Genomic DNA, 15,568 nt, shown 5'->3' on the forward strand with positions numbered 1-15,568 from the left:
CCTATCTCCGGGGAGTTTGAGCCGGAAAGACCCGTAACGCCTCTTGGGGGGCGATTAACTTGACCCGAGTTCCGATCGCCAATGCGGGTTCGCTCGTCGTGCGCGCGTGCAGTTCCCGACCGGAAGGGGCGATCAAACAGTAGCGATGTTCTCGTCCGAGAAATTGGCGATCGCGGATCGCGACCGGGGCGCTGTCGTCCGGTTGCAAGTGCAAATCTTCTTCGCGAATCATCAATTCGCCATCCCCTATCCCCATCGATTCCCCGGTCTCTTTGCTGTCAATTTCATCCTTCGCCACGTTCGCCACGAAGGATCCGACCTCGGTTTCCCAAACTTGACCGTTGCGTTGGGCGGGCAGAAAATTGGCTTGGGTAACAAATCCGGCGACGAAACGGGAGGCGGGGTGGCGATAAATCTCTTCAGGGGTTCCCAACTGTTCCAAATGTCCGCCGCACATCACCGCAACTTTATCGGAAATCGCTAATGCTTCCTCGCGATCGTGGGTGACGAAAATCCCCGTGGTTCCGGTCGTTTTGAGAATTTTACGCACTTCTTCGCGCAGGTAAAGCCGCACTTGTACGTCTAAATTACTCAAGGGTTCGTCCAGCAAAACGAGGGCGGGAGAAGGGGCCAAGGCGCGGGCTAAAGCGACGCGCTGACGCTGACCGCCGGAGAGTTCGTGAGGATAGCGCCGTTCGAGTCCGGTGAGTCCGACCAGGGCGATCGCATCTGCAACCCGTTCGCGAATTTCTGTTCGATCTCCCGGTTGCAGTCCGAAGGCAATATTGGCGGCAACGTCGAGATGGGGAAAGAGGGCGTATTCTTGAAACACCATGCCCAAATGACGCCGTTCGGGGGGAATCCAAACTCCCGGCGCCGCAACGGGTTCTGAGTTAATGGCGATCGCGCCGTCGTCCGGTCGCTCGAATCCGGCAATTAAGCGCAATAAGGTCGTTTTACCGCAACCGGACGGCCCGAGCAATCCGAGGATTTCCCCCTTATTCAAACTCAGGGAAATGCGATCGACGGCGGGGGCGAAACTTTTAGAGAAGGTCTTGCTAACGCGGTCTAAGGTCAGAATGGGAGAGTTGGTCATTGCAGGTGAAGGAAGGCAAGAGGCAAAAAGCTAAAGGCAAGTGGGAACAGATAGTCTTTAACCCGGTAATTACTGGTAAAACCTAGTAATACTGTGTATTAGGTGCTATCTTACCTGGCTCTGGCTAATTGCCAGAGATTGTTTTCAAAAAGACATTGATACTGCCATTAGCATCCCGGTCGATTCTATGGGAGCAATTGGGGCAGACAAATTTCTTAGAACCGCCTAGCCGATTGTGAATCTGCCCGCATTTTGAGCAGGTTTTGCTTGTATATTCTTCCGTGACTTCTATTACCTGGCAGCCTCGTTTAACCGCTTGGTGAACCAGCCTCTGTTTAAAGCGGTAGTGCGCCCAAGTGAGCAAAGAACGTGCTGTTTTATGGTTAATCTTTCGCTTGGCTCTGTAGACCATGAACGATGACTTAAAGTCGGGAATCATGACCTGGGAGTAATTAGAGGTCAAGAAAGCAGCAGTCTTTTTGTGACATTCATCAACCAGGTTTCTAATTTTTATTCTTAGCTGCCGAGCCAGCTTTCTTAGCTTGAATCTTTCGCGCTTATTGTCTCTACCTTTAGCTTTAGCAGTTTCTGACTGAATCCGATCTAAACGCTTACAGAGCTTGACAATGCGCGAGATTGAGCCGTTGCCTAGTTCAATGATCTTGTTGCCGTCAAAACCAGTCAAAAAAGTTCTCACTCCAGGGTCTAGGGCGATCGCCTGTTGATGAGGATTGGTCAGCCTTTCCTCTTCGACGGTGTAAGTTATAAACCATCTACCTCGATCCAAAATGACATTAAAATCGCTCGGAATCGCTTCTGGTATTTCTTCACTGGCATTGACTTTTAGCTCCTTTAGCTTAATTCCTGACTCGGTTTTGTGCGTTGGGTAGGTCGTGTCCCCTCTCCAGTTTTGAGACTGTAACTTAAAGGATGAAACGGGTTGACGGCAACTCCGAAACTTTGGCCTCAGCTTGTGTTCTTTGGGAGTGTTTTTAAAGGCGGCATGAGCGTCGAGCACCGCCGCTCCACGCAAATTAAAGGGAGTTGAATTTACCCATTCCGGGATCTTCGACATCACCACCTGACGCAAGTCATAAGCACTAGGTAATTTAAGCCCTTCAAAGTAAGTATCGCGTAATCTTGCCATTCCGGCGTTATAGCAATATCTGCTAGCTGCCAGCCACTTGCGCCAAGTCATCTTTAATTTGGTTTCAGGGTAAACCCGGATCTTCTTTGATTTGAGACTTGTATTTCCTGAGTCCATAGAGTCGGTAAGAGAAGACGTGAACGATTGCCAGTATGTCTTCCACCATTTCTCTTTCTGGACTAAGTTCTGTGTTGTTGCAAACCACGAGTTCTGTATGGTTGAGTTCGCAAATCCATTTGAGCAACTCAAATCCAAATCTTGCCAATCTGTCTTTGTGCCCGACCACAAGCTGTTCGACATCTCCTGACATAACTCGTTCCAGAATGGCTTTAAATTTTTTTCGATTGTAGTTGAGTCCTGACCCGATTTCTTTGATGACTTCGGCTCTTGGGTAGAGGCAAAGTAGGTAATCTGCTTGCCGGTCAAGGTCTGCTTTTTGCTTGTGACTGCTGACTCTGGCATAGATGATCCTTGCTCTATTTTTCTTTCCGGCAATCGAGGATATGTCATACCTGCGATGTCCAGAGGGAATTCTAATTGCATGTATTTTTCCTTGTTTGTCCCAATTTCGCAGGGTCTTCTCAGAGACTCCGAGAATTGCTTGCGCTTCTTTCGGGGTGACATATTTTTTCGGCATCTTGGTGGTAAAAATTCACAATTTAATCCTACCACTTTGGATGGCTAATTTTCCGGAATATTCTGGAAAATTAGCCATCAGTACCCATCTAAAATCTAAAATCTCAAAGTCTAAAATTCTAAACTTTTTGTCGGGTCAAGAGTAAGGTGGACGCGGCGGAAACGAGGAGTAACGTCAAGGAAGCTGCCGCCGCATCGGTGAAGGCAACATCTTCGGTGGCTTGCCAAATTTGAGTGGCTAGGGTTTTGAAGCCGATGGGGGCGAGTAACATGGTGGCGGGTAACTCCTTGATCGCGGTCAAAAAGACCAGAACGGCACCGCCGAGGATGCCGGGACTGACGAGGGGTAGGGTAATTTCGCGTAAGGTTTGCCAGGGCGATCGCCCCAAACTGCGGGCGGATTCTTCTAATTGCGGATTGACTTGTAACAAGCAACTGCGGATCGTTCCCACGGATTGGGGCAGAAATAAGACTAAATAGGCGAATACCAGCATGGGCAAGGTTTGATACAGCCAGGGCAGGTAATTGGCGCCTAAAAAGACGAGGGAGAGGGCGATCGTGATCCCGGGGAGTCCGAAGCCGATGTAAGTACACCGCTCGATCGCCGTGGTCAGGCGTCCGGGGAAGCGCACGGCGAGAATTGCCACGGGAAGGGCGAATAAAGTGGTGACGACGGCGGCAGATCCGGCGGCGAGGATCGAGTTAAAGGCGGCTTCCCAGGTATCGACGGGGATTTTTCCGGCACTCAGACCCCGACCGAGCCAAAAGACGGTGACGGCGAGGGGAAGAAGTAACCCCAGCCCGGAGACGATCGCGCACAAGGCGATCGCGATCCCTTTCCACGGTCCTAATTTAATCGTGGGCGGTACCCGACTACTCCCGGAACTCTGGCTGTAGTAAGCGGCCCCGGTTCTGACGCGATATTCCAGCCACAAAATCAGCCAGACGAGTAACACGAGCACCAACGCCAGGACGGCGGCGGAGTGGCGATCGAAGCTGGTCTTATATTGAGTAAAAATGACTCGGGTAAACGAGTCGAAGCGCATCAAACTCGGGGTTCCGAAATCGCGCAGGGCGTAAAGGGCGACCAGCAAGCCTCCGGCGACGAGGGAAGGGCGCAATTGCGGTAAGGTGACTTGCCAAAAGGTCTGCCAAGGATTGCGGCCCAAACTGCGCGAGGCTTCTTCTAAAGCCGGGTCGATCCCTTGCAAGCCGGAACGCACGGAAATGAGCAAGTAGGGATAAGTAAATAAGGTCAGGGACAGCAGCGCTCCGGGCCAGCCGTAAATGGAAGGCAGTTCGCTGACGCCGAGGGGTTCGAGTAACAGTTGCAGCCAACTGCCTCGGGTGCCGAAGGTGGCAATTAAGGCGAAGCTGCCGACGTAACTGGGGACGGCGAGGGGTAAGGTGGTGGCGATCGCCCAAAAGCGCCGTCCGGGGAGATCGGTACGGGTGGTCAGAAAGGCAAGGGGAATGGCGATCGCGGCGGAACAGAGGGTCACTCCGAGGGCGAGGGTCGCACTGCCTGCAAACACTTCTATGGTTTTACCGCGCGAGAGCAGTTCCCCAATGCGATCGCCTCCCGCTCCTGCGGCGCGCACGAACAAATATGCTAAGGGGGTAAAAATGGCGATCGCGACGGTTGCCGCCGCCGCTACGAGCAACAGGGGCGGTCCGGAATACCCGTACCCCCCCCAAATTTTCAGTGTTTTTGCGAATTTCATGCCAGCCTGGATGGTATTGTCTGACCCTCGGCCTTGGCCCGTGGGCGACCGACAGGGGAATCTGCTTTGCAGACGCTTCGCGATCGCCCCCACTAGCGAACCGTTTGACCGACGACCCGATCTAGAATATGCCCAATTGCCTCGGTTTGTTCGCGTCGGGGACGGCGATCGCCCGGTACCGTTTTAGAGCACTCCCGAGTCTTGCAACAGTTTGAGGGTGGCGTCGAGATCGTCGAGATTGCTCAAATCGATCGTTTTGTAGTCGATCTCTGCGAGGGGTTTGAGATCTTTCGCCGCCTCTATTCCACTCACCAAGGGATACTCGTAAGTCTCGGTAGCAAAATATTTCTGGGCGTCTTCCTCTAACAGAAAGCCGATGAATTTCTGGGCGGCTTCCGGGTTTTTGGCGCTGTCGAGAATCGCAACCCCCGCCACGTTCACTAAGGAACCGACATCGTTCGTGTAGTGGTGTGCCACGGGAACGTCTGGATTTTCCGCTTTCAGCCGTTCTAAATAATAATGGTTGACAAACCCGACGGCAATTTCCCCCCGCGAAAGGGCTTCGACAATCGGCGTATTTTTGGGATACACTTGCGGGTTATTCGCTTTAATCCCTTCGAGCCACTGACGGGCCGCTTCTTCCCCCTCGCTGAGGCGCAAGGCGGTCACGAAGGATTGAAAGGAGCCGTTGGTCGGCGCCCAACCGATTTTTCCTTCCCATTTCGGATCGGTCAAATCCATAATCGAGGCGGGCAATTCTTCCGGTTGGACTAAATCAGTGTTGTAGTCCACGGTTCGCACCCGTCCGGTGACCCCGACCCATTCCCCTTCGGGAGAGCGGTAGCGTTCGTCTACTTTGGAGAGCAATTCTTGCGGGATCGCGGTGGTGCGCTCGGCTTTTTGCAAGGCGCCGAGGGCTCCGGCATCCTGCGCGAAGAACAGGTCGGCGGGACTGTTTTGTTGTTCTTCGAGAATCGCGGCGGCGAGTTCGGCGGTGTCTCCGTAGCGGATTTCGACCTCTACTCCGGTTTGGGTTTCAAATTTCTCGATCAGTTCGCCGACGAGTTTTTCGCTGCGTCCGGAATAGATGACGAGTCCCCCTTCGGCTGGCGTACTGGCGACGGTGGCTTCGCTGCCGGAGGTTGCGGTATTTTCGGCTTGCGGTGTGACGGTGTTGCTCGAACAGGCGATCGCCACGAAACCACTGGCAACTGTTAACCCGAACAAACTCAATATTTTTCTTCTTTTCACGCCCTTCTCCTTACGGTGTCACTCAACCTGGCTTAATTAGAAAAAGTCTCAATTACTTGGAAATTCTCCAAATCTATGAATAGAGGATTTAGACAACCCCGTCAAGCTTACTGCAAAAAATTCTCGAAAATCAAGGTAGGTTTCTGGGAGGTTTAGGGTCGATCGCCAAATTTTTAGGAAGAAATCGCCGTAAAAACAGGATAATTTGGCTTTAATCATCCCAAACATCGCTTTTTAAGCTTTTTTAGCCTCAAAAAATCGATTTTTTGCTGTATTAACTTTGATGTTGAGCAATTGACCTAATTACTGTTGCAAATATTTATAAATAAAGTATTGACAAATATGACCTTATTTGTTACGAAAATTACCGTTTCCGGCGAAGGGCGAATCTCGATCGCGGCGATCGCGCAACCGATACACGACGGCCAAAAAAACAAAAAAAGATTCTCTTCCCGCGATCGCGTGGTGAGGGGGGAAGAGAACGACAAAGCAAGGGAAAATTGGCAAATTTTAGGCAAATTCTCGGCAAATTTTAAAGATGTTTTGCGATTAATTCGGGAACTTCTTTCGGTTTAAACTTCGTGTAACGAGTTTTATCCGGCATGACCACCACGTTCGGCCCGAGTTTGCACCGACTCATGCACCCGGTCGCCTTAATTTTTACCCGATCTTGCAAACCACTCTCGCGCAAGCTCTCTTCCAACGCCTGACAAACCGCTTTCCCGCCGCGCTTGCGACAGTCGGATTTCTGGCAGATGAGAATTTTAACGGGTTTATCCGGCGCCGGAGCCGTTTCGCTTTCTAACTGGCAGGGACTGGCACTGGTGTACTGTTGGCAGATCTCGGCTGGACTGGCGGGCAAGACCTGACGGGCTTTGAGTTTGAGTTTCCCGGTTTTCAGGTTGAGTTTGCGTTTGCCGCTTACCCGGATGCGATCTCCCCGATTGAGGGCGTCGGACAAGCTGGCCCGTTCTTTCTTCGACAGGCTCAGATCGATGGTTTGGATGCCCTCGGTGGTGGCGATGCCAAGCTGTTTGGCTTTCTTATTTTTTTTATCGAAAAAACCGAGTAAGCGTCCTTCTAAAGCAAATTTCGAGACTTGTTGATGAGATTTACCCATTGTGGTTCGTCGTAGGTCGTGGTTTTCGATGGTTTGTTTTAAACCGAGCGATCGATCGCAGACGGGGCGATCGCCGTGTCCGAAACTCAAATTTTCGAGGTAAAATTTGAGAAAAATTTGCATTAATTAAATTCACGATAGCTCTTGGGCGTTTCAGGACGCTGGGGTTGAGCACCTCCCCATTCGCGATCGAAAATTCGATCGCTCCTTTCCTTTCCACCATAAATCAACTGATAAATATTCTCATCTACCTGACGAGAGGATTTAATAAAACTTTACATTACTACAGAATGATGGCGCCCTAGATGCACCCGGGGGAGGCGCCCGTTAGGGCTCCGATGTCCATGGAAGGGGATCGATCCTGGGGTAAAAGGGGGCAGGTTGGGCTAAGCTAGAGGCAGAACAGGCCATCAGGGCCGAACTTCCCGAACTGCCCGATCTTTTCGAGAAGAGAACACCCGGGCACAGAAGGGAGAGTTTTTCCCTCTTCTGTGCCGTTGCCGTGTCTCGTTGACGATCGCCCCTTTCGATAGGCGTGTCATCTACTTGCGGGGTCGGGGATTCGATCTCGGCGGCCAATCGGTTCGGGTCGGATGGACGGGCGATCGCGCTTCCACCGCCATAACATCCCCAGCCTCGATTTTTTTGTCAAGGAGTTCTGTCAACATGTCTTCGCCTACATCCCCAGTCGAGTCCGACGGGATGGAGTCCGAATTATTTGAGGGGACAACAGACCCGCGTGCGATCGCTGCTAGCGAGCATCGCGACGTCGCCGCTCCTCCCCGCCAGACGGTCGATCCGGGGTCTTCACCCTTAAAAGAAGTGGCTCGCTTTAAACCGACGATCGCCCATTTCTTAGATGAAGACGACCCCGAACGAACACCAGAACGCTGGTGGCATCGCCGTCAAGACTCCAAACCGACGTTTTAACCAGCCCAGTGCTGCTCCATGCTAGGCCGCAGCCTCCCAAATCGGGGGAAGTGAGATCGATAACGAGACTTCCCCCGATGCGATCTTTGACCGTCGATCTGCGGCGAACTGCAAGCTGAAGCGAACGCCAACTCCCCCAACAATCCCCGTTCCAGGTATCGACCGGGAGAGGCGATCGCCCCTGAGTTTTCTAGACTTCTGGAAAATTAATGAGTTTTTATTGCAATAAAGCCCCAATTATCCTCTAAGCTACTAAGGAGCTTGTTGCAGAATATTCTCAACAACTTCCCCTTGGCTCCGGGAGACCCTCGCGCGATCGCGCCGATGGCGGGGTAGGGCGCGATCGCGCCGTTCCCTAGAAAGCCCTGGCGATTGCGGTTGCCAGTTCCTCGACCGACCAGATATCCAGACCGAAGAGCGACTTATGAGCATATACAATGCGGCGGCATTGAAAGCCGAACTCAGGCAACGGGGTTTTCGGATGACAGCCCAACGAGAAACCATTTTGAGGGTCTTTCAAACTATTCCCCAAGGAAAGCATCTCAATGCGGAGGAATTGTACAATATTCTCCAACATCAAGGGGAAAAAATTAGCGTTTCTACGGTTTATCGTACCCTCAACTTGATGGCGAAAATGGGAATTTTACGCGAACTCGAATTCGCCGAAGGACACAAACACTACGAACTGAACAAACCTTCCGAACTCCACCATCACCTCATCTGTGTCGAATGTCGCCAAACCGTGGAATTTAAAAGCGATTGGATTGCCAAAATTGCGAAAAACCAAGCCAAATCTAACGAATTTGAATTACTCGACTGTCAGCTAACCCTTCATTGTGTTTGCTTAGAAGCCTTTGAGGAAGGTTGGCCTTATTGTCTTCCCGAAGATTGGGTCTGTCCCAAATCTCAACGCCATCGCTCCAGTTGCGAACCCCATTAAACCGCCCGATTGGGCGAAGCGAACTACTGCGAGTTTTTGGATAAACAGGCGCTGGAAACAACAAAAAATCTTCAAGAGAATGAAGAGTTAAAAGGACGAAAAATTCGTCGACCGCCATACTTTTTCGGAGTATTGGAACGAGATTTTCTATTCTTTATCGAGAAAATTTCAAGATACGTTGAAACGGATCGGAAGGTTAAAGAATAGCGAGGGGCGATCGCCTTCGGATTGGCGCCATCTCTCTGAGCCGATCGCATTGGAAATCACCGTTCTTTGATGAATGGATGACTCCAGCAGCATTTTGGCGAAATCCTTTAAGATAGAGGATGGCGAGACGGGCGATCGTCTCCCGATCGCGCTAAGCTCTCTGAATACAGAGAGCATCTGTCGTCCCCGCTCAATTTGTCATAGATAAAGATGCAACAGCACCCTACTGGCACCAGAATTTTGGCCATCCAACACGCCGATTGTGAAAATCTCGGTTACTTTGAAACGGTCTTGCGTCAACTCAAAATTCCTTTCGATTATTTGGATGTTTCGAGTGGCGAAACTTTTCCCCTAACCTTAAACAATTATACCCACTTGATCGTTTTAGGCGGATTTATGAGCGCCTATCAAGAACGGGAATATCCCTGGCTGCGTTACGAATGCGATTTGATCGAATATGCATTGGAACGGGAGATAGGAATTGTCGGGATTTGTTTGGGCGCTCAATTAATTGCCAAAGTCCTCGGCGCTTCAGTACAAAAGGGCGATCGCGGTTCCGAGATTGGATGGTATGACGTGGTGTTAACTCCCGACGCCCAACAGGATCCACTCTTGAAAGAATTTCCCCACCAATTTAAAGCCTTGCAATGGCATGGGGACACATTCGATCTACCGGAAAAGGCGGTGAGATTAGCCAGTTCTAGCAAGTATGAAAATCAAGCCTTTCGCTATGGCGATCGCGTTTGGGGATTGCAGTTTCATTTAGAAGTGACTGAAGAAATTATTCAGCGCTGGTTGGTCAATCACAACCAGCGCCATCCAGTACCGCAACAAATTCCTCCTTATCCAATTCAGAAAGCAACCTCCAAGAATTTATCAGAATTTCAGACCATGGCCGATCGATTTATAGAGCAGTTTATTGCGGTCACGACTCCAGTTTCTCAGTCATCTTGAAATAACGATCCTTGTTCTATGCGATTGAGGAAGATCTCCTCGGCATCGAGATCGTCTTCTTCTTCCATTAACTCGGCGAGTTCCTCGTACAAGTCGATCCGCTTTTGGTAACTATCAATTTTTGGATTGTTGTCATCGACGTCACGCCACATCTTGAGACAACTCTTAGCGGCAGTCAAGTCTTTTTCTTGTAAAGCAAGATTAATTGAGATCTGGCAATAAGTGGTGTATTCAAAAATGTGAAATTCTTCAACTTCAAGGATCGGTTCGAGAAGTGCTTTTGCTTCCTTAATCCGATTTTTCAATAGTTCTAGGTTAGCCAAACCCAAACGACCCATCAGATAATCGGGATGATTTTGATAAATTTCTCGAATGAGTTTTTCTGCTTCTTCACCGCGATCCTGTAGTTGATAAGATCCGGCCAAATTGTACAGGATATCCGGCGCATCTGGCGCGTATTGTAAGGCTTGTTTGAGTAGTTTTTCTCCTTTGACACCTTGGTTGTTTTTCAGGGCGAGAACCGCCTTTTCTAGCAATTCTTGAATATGAGGCTCGTGAGAAATTCTGGGTTCGTAATCGATAGTCAGGCTTTGTAATATAATCTCTTGCCATTTTCCTTGAATCCACAGGCGAACGGATTGACGATGCTTTAGGATTTGACGATCGATTAAAATTTGGCTTCCATTCAAGCGCATCCGATCGGGACCGCGATCGCTGAAGACAAACTCACGCAATCTTTCTAATAAGTTTGGGGTTTGCAACATAGAAATCGACATCATCGCAAATTCTCTGGCCTCGGGACTGCCGCGATCGAGTAAAATGGGAACGATCTTTTCGATCTCTGGATGCTGTTGAAAATAACTTTGAGCGATTTCAGCCTTGGTGGTTTCATCGTCTAGATCTCGACCTTGAATTAAGGAAGTTAGATCGTCAACGGCCTTTCTGCAAATCCAATTAGAGATGGGAAAAGGCCAAGGTGCGTGTCGATCGCTCATCGGTCGATTGGCATCTCTGAGGTTGCTCGACACCAGCTCGTTATGCGGTGAAAGATCGAGGGATTTTTGCCAATACTGACGCGCTTCAGTTTCGCGACCTTCTCGTAAGGCAGCTACGGCAACCAAGTGGTAAAACATCGGTTGCTCTCGGTCGTAAAAACTTCCTTCAGCTTTGAGGCGATCGGCGATCTCTAAAATCGTTTTGTTGTCTCCAAAATACGAGAGAGTTTCGACTACCTTGAGCAGAAATTCCGGGTGCTCCGACTCCATTTTTAGGAGCTTATTTAACTCGGTTTGAGCCTCCTCAACTTTTCCTTGAAGATATAAAAATTGCGTGATATTTCCTTGCGCGTGAAAGTTATTCGGATCGAGGGCGATCGCCTCCCGGGCTGTGGCTAGGGCGGCTTCGCTATTCTCCTCTCGATAATAGGACTGGGCGAGATGGTTGAGGGCGCGAACGTAGGTCGGGCAAATTTGTAAAATTTCCTCGAAAAGCTCTCTTCCTCGGGGGTAGTGACCCCGTTCGATTAAACTTTGACCTTTGTCTTGCAATGTCAAGATTTCTTCTGCTCTGGGTTCACCAGAAAGACCACTATCTGCTATCCAACCTGCTAATTCTTGCTCGATCTTTGCGATGTTATTTTTGATTTCAGGAGCCTTGTTCGCCTGGGGATATTTCTCCAGATAAGTGCGTAAAGTGCTGAGGGCTGCAACAGCACGGCTGTTATATAGATAACTATTTGCTAGGTGTAATAAAACGGATTGACTATTGGGATCGATTTCTAGAATTTGCTCGCAGATCTCTTCCTGATTCAGATAATCATTAATTTTAGTGTAATATTCGAGATAAGATTTGAGAACATCAATGGAATTTGGATATTTTTCTTTGAGTTCGTCTAATAAACTCTCTGCTTTATCATAATTGTCATGTTTTAAGGATTTTTCGACTTGAAGGAGACCCGTTTTTAATTGGCTGGCACTGCTGCCAAATCCTTTGCCTCCAGATGATGGCAATTTTTTAGCTTTGTTCTTCTTAGCCATATCCCTCGAAGTTCCTTGCGTCAACTAATCATCTAGAGTGGGTAATAGGGACGATCGTGCGATCGCCGGAAACGAGCCATGAAAACTCAAATAGATTTTATCATAGCTCGAATTGTTGTAAATTGCACTAAATTTGAGTTGGTCAATCTATCGAAGAACGCAGAATTGTTGAGCGGAAAAACCTAAAACCCTATAAATAGATACACGAATCCTGTGAAATTCCAAATTCAGCATCTAGAAAGTAGCTCTCAAGGCTAATTAACATAAGTATTTTTTAGCCATAAAGTATAAAATTTTGCAATTCGCACAATTTGTCTACTCTCTTTTTGTTATAAAATTGCGACATTAAAACTATTTGAAGAATTTAATATGAAATTAAATTTTCGTAAATTTGAATGCGAATACCCTTTTCATTGTTGGTGTTAAGCCGGGCTAACTTATTTGTTTGAGGAACTCTTGTCATTTTTTATTTTTATTTACTCCCAATCTAAGAATCTCATGTTTTTTGAAAAAAAAGATAGTATAAGCTGGCCATTTATGTTCGCTACCCTGCATTAGTTAAGTTAGAACAGGGCGGTGTCTTATTCTCATAATAGGCGATCGCGTTCTCTTACTTGGCCGCTAAAGTATAGGACTGCCCTAGCGATCGCCTCAAACTCGGCTTCCTCAGAGCCGCCGAAATGCGATCGCCGGCCATCCTCGCCCCAGCCAGGTTTCGTGCCACTGGCCCTACCTGCAAAGCCGCCAACCCACCCATGACGAATAACTCGCAACCTGGCCAGCGCAAATACTCATCTAACACGGGCAGACCCCCGACCGATTCCGGTGGATATACTTTGCAGACTTCCGACAATAACGGTTCGGCGGCCACATCCAACCGCGTACCAGTTGCCAGCTCAATACGATCGCATTCATACACTGCACCATCATCGCACATAATCTGCCATTGGCGATTTTCCCAACGGGCACTTACCACTTCACAACTCTCGTAAATGGCCAGATTTCCCCGATGGGATTCCCGTCGCAACTGAGTGGCAACTTCTGGCGTCATCGACCCGCCATTGCGCGCCGAGGCGATCGCCCGCCAACGTGCGACCCAATTCGCTTCCCGGCTAAATTCCTTCAGATACTTCGGTCCCAACCATCCCGGATCGGCGTCAAATAGTTTTTCTTGCAATTGGCGCTTCATCATTAACATCACCTTCGCACCTCGCTTTAATGCGCCGATCGCCAGATGTCCCGCCGTTAACCCGCCACCAACAATTAAAACCCGCTCTCCGTGCAACTGCAATTGACGCAGATCGATCTGATGGGAATGACACAGGCGATCGCTCGGATAGGGCGTTTGGATGCGACTCACCCAGTCAGGGAAATGCGGCGTACCGCCTCCCGTGGCCAGCACCACCCGTTGCGCCACCACCTCACTTGTCCCCCCCTCTAACGCCAAGCGAAAGCGATCGCCCCGCGTCCCGACGAGGGGTTCGATTCGCCTCACTTTCGCCGTCACTACCCGATTTTCAAGCTGCCACCGGGCGATCGCATCCTCACAAAAGTCCTGAAACAACTCCGTTCCCGGCAAATCGTAAGGCGGGAATAACTCGCGATCGCGCGTCTGGGCAAACCGACGCAGGGCAAACGGATCCGGATCTGGATGGTGTACCGCCGGACTCCGCAAATGCGGGATTTCCAAAGCCGCAAACTGATGACACCACTGAGTCAACCATCGCCCACTGGGGTCAAACACCACAAACCGACGGCGCATACTTTTGCGCTTTTGCAACAGATGCGCCACCAGGGTCAGCGCCTGTGGCCCCGCGCCAATTATGGCAATGTCGATTTTGGAAGGAATCAAGGCAAAATTTTCGTTCATCGCTACTCTAACTTTTGTTCGCTCTTCGGTGGATGGCAATCCATAGCGTGAGAAGCCGACTCTTCTTACTTAACAATTGGCCCACAGGCAGAACGACCCGATCGCCACTTCAGCAGTAAGATCGACAAATACGCCGTACCGGAGACCAAAATAATCGTGGCCCCGGAGGTCAAATTCAGGGTATATGACAGCCATAATCCAATGGAAGTAAACAGCACCCCCAAAAGAGATGCGATCGCCATCATCTGTTTTAAATCTCTCACTAACTGAGTGCTAATCGCGGCGGGGATGGTAAGCAACGCAATGGTCAGAATCAATCCCACCACCTGCATCATCATCACTACCGTCAAGGCGATCTCCCCGAGGAGCAAGAAATAAATCCCATTCACTGGCACATTTTGAATCGTGGCGAAGGACTCGTCAAAAGAAATCGCCACTAACTCTTTGTAAAACAACACCACCAGGGCGATCGCGATCGCATCGAACCCCAGCATGATTTGCAAATCGCCCGTGGGAACACTTAGAATACTCCCGAATAGATAGCTCATCAAATCCGCCTTGTATCCCGGCGTCAGATCCACCAAGATAATTCCCACCGCCATCCCCACTGCCCACATCACGCCGATGGTGGTATCGGTTCGCTCTCGGGTTTGGCGCTGCACGATTCCCATTGCCAACCCGGCGAGGGTGCTAAATGCCACCGCACCTAGCAGGGGATTAAAATTAAAAAAATACCCCAGACCAATACCTCCGTAAGCGGTATGGGCGATTCCCCCGGCGATAAACACGATGCGATTGACCACCACAAACGTGCCGATGATGCCGCAAGCAAGACTCACTAACACCCCCGCACATAGGGCATTTCGCATAAAATCGTACTGTAATGCTTCCATCATGGCTCTGTTCTCTCCTGGATATTTGCGTCTGGGACGGAGGGCAAGATCGGGTCTTGGATCGGTTTCGGGTCATAAAACAATCGGCGATTCAAATAACCGATCGTCTTCACATAGGGCGCAATTTCCTCCAAATCGTGAGAAATCGTTAAAATCGTCACCGACTGGTTGAGTTGTTGTAACAAGTGGTAAATCTTCGTCCGCCCCCCGTCATCCACACTGGCGGTGGGTTCGTCCAACAGCAGGATGTGCGGTTGGGTCGCTAGGGCGCGAGCGACGTAAACTCGCTGGCGCTGTCCTCCGGAAAGGGTGCCAAACGGGCGATCGCGCCTATCGAACAAATCCACCTGTTGCAGGCACTCCGCCACAATCCGATCGTCTTGCCGATTGTAGGGATGCAGCAAGGCACGCTTTGCCAGTCGTCCCATTCTCACTACATCCCACACCCGAATCGGAAAATCCCGGTCGCATTCCACGGTTTGCGGCACGTACCCGATATATCGTCGCCCCTGTTTCGCGCTCCTGCCCAAAATACGAACCTCCCCCTGCATGGGTTGGAGCAGCCCCAGCAGCACTTTGATAAGGGTAGTTTTGCCGCCGCCATTCGGTCCGTTGAGGGCGATGAAGTCTAAAGGGTTGACCTCCAGGGTAATGTCTTCTAAAACTGGGTGGCGATCGTACCCCGCCCACAAATGTTCGATCGCGATCGCGGGTGGATTGAGGGAGTTAAGTGTGGTTTTTTGTGCTAGTTGCATAACCGAGTC

Annotated in this window: 15 protein-coding genes; 4 read left to right on the forward strand and 11 right to left on the reverse strand. The window is 50.0% G+C overall.

The annotated features are described in order from the left end of the window. Position 1 precedes the first annotated feature (1 nt). The 4 genes from HCG48_RS00475 to HCG48_RS00490 all read right to left on the reverse strand — a co-directional run bounded on the left by HCG48_RS00475 (position 2) and on the right by HCG48_RS00490 (position 4,603). The gene (locus tag HCG48_RS00475; protein ID WP_168567409.1) at positions 2-1,096 is read right to left on the reverse strand and encodes an ABC transporter ATP-binding protein; all 1,095 of its coding nucleotides are present in this window, start codon (positions 1,094-1,096) and stop codon (positions 2-4) included. Between the two features lie 124 nt (positions 1,097-1,220). After that, positions 1,221-2,360 (reverse strand): RNA-guided endonuclease InsQ/TnpB family protein, encoded by a 1,140-nt coding sequence (locus tag HCG48_RS00480; protein WP_210437134.1) that lies wholly within the window; start codon positions 2,358-2,360, stop codon positions 1,221-1,223. Continuing rightward, positions 2,308-2,880 carry an IS607 family transposase gene (locus HCG48_RS00485; RefSeq protein ID WP_168567411.1) on the reverse strand — a complete coding sequence of 191 codons (573 nt, stop codon included), beginning with the start codon at positions 2,878-2,880 and terminating at the stop codon, positions 2,308-2,310. The genes HCG48_RS00480 and HCG48_RS00485 overlap by 53 nt, the downstream gene beginning before the upstream one ends. Positions 2,881-2,998: 118 nt before the next feature. Next, positions 2,999-4,603 (reverse strand): ABC transporter permease, encoded by a 1,605-nt coding sequence (locus tag HCG48_RS00490; protein WP_168567412.1) that lies wholly within the window; start codon positions 4,601-4,603, stop codon positions 2,999-3,001. On the opposite strand from HCG48_RS00490, the gene HCG48_RS00495 reads away from it, so the two are divergent. Beyond that, positions 4,602-4,790, forward strand: coding sequence for a hypothetical protein (locus tag HCG48_RS00495; RefSeq protein ID WP_168567413.1), 189 nt, complete (start codon positions 4,602-4,604; stop codon positions 4,788-4,790). The genes HCG48_RS00490 and HCG48_RS00495 overlap by 2 nt on opposite strands. On the opposite strand, the gene HCG48_RS00500 is transcribed toward HCG48_RS00495, so the two are convergent. The 3 genes from HCG48_RS00500 to HCG48_RS26345 all read right to left on the reverse strand — a co-directional run bounded on the left by HCG48_RS00500 (position 4,787) and on the right by HCG48_RS26345 (position 7,642). Then, the gene (locus tag HCG48_RS00500; RefSeq protein ID WP_168567414.1) at positions 4,787-5,854 is read right to left on the reverse strand and encodes an iron ABC transporter substrate-binding protein; all 1,068 of its coding nucleotides are present in this window, start codon (positions 5,852-5,854) and stop codon (positions 4,787-4,789) included. The two genes, HCG48_RS00495 and HCG48_RS00500, sit on opposite strands and share 4 nt — an antisense overlap. A gap of 532 nt (positions 5,855-6,386) precedes the next feature. Then, complete coding sequence (locus HCG48_RS00505; protein ID WP_246259788.1) at positions 6,387-7,097, reverse strand: (2Fe-2S) ferredoxin domain-containing protein; 711 nt, start codon at positions 7,095-7,097, stop codon at positions 6,387-6,389. A gap of 419 nt (positions 7,098-7,516) precedes the next feature. Next, entirely contained in the window at positions 7,517-7,642 is a 126-nt protein-coding gene (locus HCG48_RS26345; protein ID WP_281362058.1) for a hypothetical protein, read from the reverse strand. On the opposite strand from HCG48_RS26345, the gene HCG48_RS00510 reads away from it, so the two are divergent. The 3 genes from HCG48_RS00510 (at position 7,641) to HCG48_RS00525 (ending at position 10,005) form a co-directional block, all read left to right on the forward strand. Next, positions 7,641-7,904 carry a hypothetical protein gene (locus HCG48_RS00510; protein ID WP_168567415.1) on the forward strand — a complete coding sequence of 88 codons (264 nt, stop codon included), beginning with the start codon at positions 7,641-7,643 and terminating at the stop codon, positions 7,902-7,904. The genes HCG48_RS26345 and HCG48_RS00510 overlap by 2 nt on opposite strands. A 424-nt stretch (positions 7,905-8,328) precedes the next feature. Further along, positions 8,329-8,844 (forward strand): ferric uptake regulation protein, encoded by a 516-nt coding sequence (locus tag HCG48_RS00515; RefSeq protein WP_168567416.1) that lies wholly within the window; start codon positions 8,329-8,331, stop codon positions 8,842-8,844. A gap of 417 nt (positions 8,845-9,261) precedes the next feature. Continuing rightward, a complete protein-coding gene (locus HCG48_RS00525; RefSeq protein ID WP_168567418.1) occupies positions 9,262-10,005 on the forward strand; it encodes a type 1 glutamine amidotransferase in 744 nt (247 codons plus the stop codon). Here HCG48_RS00525 and HCG48_RS00530 read toward each other — a convergent pair. The 4 genes from HCG48_RS00530 to HCG48_RS00545 form a co-directional block, all read right to left on the reverse strand. Further along, positions 9,993-12,041, reverse strand: coding sequence for a tetratricopeptide repeat protein (locus tag HCG48_RS00530; protein ID WP_168567419.1), 2,049 nt, complete (start codon positions 12,039-12,041; stop codon positions 9,993-9,995). The two genes, HCG48_RS00525 and HCG48_RS00530, sit on opposite strands and share 13 nt — an antisense overlap. A 610-nt stretch (positions 12,042-12,651) precedes the next feature. Beyond that, positions 12,652-13,911 carry an FAD/NAD(P)-binding protein gene (locus HCG48_RS00535; RefSeq protein WP_168567420.1) on the reverse strand — a complete coding sequence of 420 codons (1,260 nt, stop codon included), beginning with the start codon at positions 13,909-13,911 and terminating at the stop codon, positions 12,652-12,654. Positions 13,912-13,976: 65 nt separating this feature from the next. Next, positions 13,977-14,807 (reverse strand): metal ABC transporter permease, encoded by an 831-nt coding sequence (locus HCG48_RS00540; RefSeq protein ID WP_168567421.1) that lies wholly within the window; start codon positions 14,805-14,807, stop codon positions 13,977-13,979. After that, complete coding sequence (locus HCG48_RS00545) at positions 14,804-15,559, reverse strand: metal ABC transporter ATP-binding protein (protein WP_168567422.1); 756 nt, start codon at positions 15,557-15,559, stop codon at positions 14,804-14,806. The genes HCG48_RS00540 and HCG48_RS00545 overlap by 4 nt, the downstream gene beginning before the upstream one ends. Positions 15,560-15,568 lie beyond the last annotated feature (9 nt).

It is taken from the genome of Oxynema aestuarii AP17, from assembly GCF_012295525.1.
Lineage (GTDB): Bacteria > Cyanobacteriota > Cyanobacteriia > Cyanobacteriales > Laspinemataceae > Oxynema > Oxynema aestuarii.